The organism is Streptomyces sp. NPDC005728 (genome assembly GCF_040630895.1).
Classification (GTDB): domain Bacteria; phylum Actinomycetota; class Actinomycetes; order Streptomycetales; family Streptomycetaceae; genus Streptomyces.
In genome coordinates this window covers 1-2388 of record NZ_JBEXYL010000262.1, presented here as the reverse complement: position 1 = coordinate 2388, position 2388 = coordinate 1, and the positions used below count along the sequence as shown (strand labels likewise).

2 protein-coding genes are annotated in these 2388 nt (G+C 72.2%); one reads left to right on the top strand and one right to left on the bottom strand.

The window, feature by feature from the left end; all coding sequences use genetic code 11:
- Window positions 1-743, bottom strand: a 743-nt coding sequence (locus tag ABZ471_RS48375; RefSeq protein ID WP_359075546.1) for a maltotransferase domain-containing protein, incomplete at its 3' end; no start/stop codon positions are given.
- 301 nt (window positions 744-1044) lie between these two features.
- Here ABZ471_RS48375 and glgP point away from each other — a divergent pair.
- The coding region (glgP, locus tag ABZ471_RS48370; RefSeq protein ID WP_359075544.1) for an alpha-glucan family phosphorylase at window positions 1045-2388 on the top strand (1344 nt) is incomplete at its 3' end.

Sequence of the window (2388 nt, the reverse complement as noted above, 5' to 3'; positions counted from 1 at the left end):
TCGTACCACGAGCCGTACAGCGCCCGCTCCCGCTCCACCAGCAGCGGCAGCGGCTCGGAGGCCGTGACCAACTCCCGCAGCGGGTACCGGGACAGTACCGCGTCCACCTCCGGCGCCAGCGCAGCCGAGAGCCGCCAGGCGGCCGGGCGCCCCTCGTCGCGCAGTGCGGCGGCGGCCTCCCGTACGACGTCCCGCTCCTTCTCCGGGACTCCGGCGGCCGCCCGCTCGTACAGCTGCGCGCCCTCCTCCAGGACCAGACCGGTGTCGAGACCCGCCGGGATCTTGATCTGTGCGTGATGCCGCCAGGTGGCGACCGGGTCCGACCAGGCCTCGACCGCGTAGGTCCAGAGCCCTGGCTCGCCGGCGGTGACGGTGGCGCCCCAGCGGTCGGTGCCCGGGGCGAGTTCGCTCATCGGTGTCCACGGGCCGGGGCGGCCCTGAGGGTCCCGCAGGACGACGTTCGCGGCGACGGCGTCGTGCCCCTCGCGGAACACGGTGGCCGACACCTCGAACGACTCCCCGGCCACCGCCTTCGCGGGCCTGCGTCCGTGCTGGACCACGGGGCGGACGTCGAGAACGGGGATACGGCCGACGACGGTGGCCTCGGCCGGGGCGGGACGCTGCCGGGGCGGAGCCGGGTCGGGAGAGTCCTCCGCCGGCTTCCCGGATTTCCTGCCCGAAGTCTTCTGTCCGGCTGTCTTGCTGGTTGTCGGGGGTGGTGACGAGTGGTGCGTGGCGGGCATGACCGCTCCTGTCCGCGTCAACGTGGGTGTGGCGGATGGATATGGGGAGGTGGGTCCTGCGGGTGAGCTGTGGTGCTGCTGTGGGGCGTACCGGAGGAGCCTTCCCACCCTAATCGGGTGGGCAATCCGGCACTTTGTTAACTACCCACGCGTATGTCTACGCACAAGACCGGCCCTTCTCGGAGTTCCCGCCACGCCCTGAGGACACCCCCACCGACCCCCCGGTAACCACTACCGTCGACAGTGACGACGAGACGCACAGTGCCGTGCGTCTCACCCTGTAACGCGTCCGAGGTGGAATGTGAAGGCGATCCGTCGGTTCACCGTCCGTCCCGTTCTCCCCGAACCCCTCCGGCCGCTGAGCGACCTGGCGCGCAATCTGCGCTGGTCCTGGCATACGGAGACGCGCGATCTGTTCCAGTCCGTCGACCCCGAACGGTGGGCCTCCGCCGGGGGTGACCCGGTGCGGCTGCTCGGCGGGGTGCGCCCGGCCCGGCTGGCCGAGCTGGCGGGGGACCGGCGGTTTCTGCGCCGGCTGACCGCGGTCGCCGACGATCTCAACGACTATGTGACCGGCCCGCGCTGGTACCAGCAACAGGGCGAGGGGCTGCCCGGCGCCGTCGCCTACTTCTCGCCCGAGTTCGGCATCACGGCCGCGCTGCCCCAGTACTCCGGCGGGCTCGGCATCCTCGCCGGCGACCATCTGAAGGCGGCCAGTGATCTCGGGGTGCCGCTGATCGGTGTCGGGCTGCTCTACCGGCACGGATACTTCCGGCAGACCCTGTCCCGGGACGGCTGGCAGCAGGAGCACTATCCGGTGCTCGACCCGCACGAACTGCCCGTCAGCCCGCTGAAGGAGGCCGACGGCACCCCCGCCCGGGTCTCCCTCGCCCTGCCCGGCGGCCGGTCGCTGTGCGCCCGGATCTGGCTGGCGCAGGTGGGCCGGGTGCCGCTGCTGATGCTCGACTCGGACGTGGAGGAGAACGACCTCGGCGAACGCGGGGTGACCGACCGGCTCTACGGCGGCGGCAGCGAGCACCGGCTGCTGCAGGAGATGCTGCTGGGGATAGGGGGTGTCCGGGCGGTGCGGACGTACTGCCGGCTCACCGGGCATCCGGAGCCCGAGGTGTTCCACACCAACGAGGGGCACGCGGGCTTCCTCGGTCTGGAACGGATCGCCGAACTGTGCGACCGGGGGCTGGACTTCGGCTCGGCACTGGAGGCCGTCCGGGGCGGCACCGTGTTCACCACGCACACCCCCGTGCCGGCCGGCATCGACCGCTTCGACCGGGAACTGGTCGCCCGGCACTTCGGTGCCGACGCCGAACTCCCGCGCATCGACGTGCAGCGGGTCCTGGCGCTGGGTATGGAGACCTACCCGGGCGGTGAGCCGAACCTGTTCAACATGGCCGTGATGGGGCTCCGGCTGGCCCAGCGGGCGAACGGGGTGTCTCTGCTGCACGGGCAGGTCAGCCGGGAGATGTTCGCGGGGCTGTGGCCGGGATTCGACGCCGAGGAGGTGCCGATCACCTCCGTGACCAACGGGGTGCACGCCCCGACCTGGGTGGCCCCCGAGGTGCTCCGGCTCGGGGCCCGGCAGATCGGCTCCCAGCGGGCCGAGGACGCGCTGGCCGTCGGCGGCTCC